Genomic DNA, 664 nt, shown 5'->3' with positions numbered 1-664 from the left:
GATTGACGGGTGCAGACATCATGATGTCTTTCATCGTTGAGTTAGTACAGATGTTTGGCCTAGCAGAACAATTCCCGAATATGGTTCGTTACGGTAAACAACTTGCGACGCACCCTGCTTTCGAGAAAGCCGAACAAATTGAAGTGAACTACGCTTAATGTAAGCGTCCCTGTGAGGCGTGGATTGAAGACAAATAACGTTGTCTCAATCGCATCAAAGGGACGTTTTTTATCGAAATAGAGCGCAAGTATTCATTTATAAATTCAATCATTCATACCTCTTCTATCCCTACCAATTATTCTTAATTGTTACTAATAAATCCTAAGATAAATCAACAACTAAAATGTAGTCCAATTCTGATTTCTGTGACTTTTCGGCCATAGTCACCACCTATTGAATTGATAAGCATTATCAGCTTTAACCTCATGACTTTCCGTAATAATCTTCCTTTCAGATTCTAAGGTTTTGATGAATCCCTGGAGGGAAATAAGAATGACAAACAAAAAGCTAACGACTGCAGCAGGTTGCCCAGTTGCTCATAACCAAAACGTGATGACAGCAGGCCCACGTGGCCCTCAACTCCTACAAGATGTCTGGTTTCTAGAAAAGCTAGCGCACTTTGATCGTGAAGTGATCCCTGAGCGTCGTATGCACGCAAAAGGTT

Annotated in this window: 1 protein-coding gene and 1 pseudogene; both read left to right on the top strand. The window is 40.8% G+C overall.

Going from position 1 to position 664, the window contains the following annotated elements; translation table 11 throughout:
• Positions 1 to 158 (top strand): annotated as a pseudogene (locus R7O13_RS27645) (glutathione S-transferase); the annotation flags it as partial.
• A gap of 334 nt (positions 159 to 492) precedes the next feature.
• The coding region (locus tag R7O13_RS27640) for a catalase (protein WP_318305294.1) at positions 493 to 664 on the top strand (172 nt) is incomplete at its 3' end.

This window comes from Vibrio sp. Y176, assembly GCF_033438945.1.
This window is presented reverse-complemented; position numbering and strand designations above follow the sequence as displayed.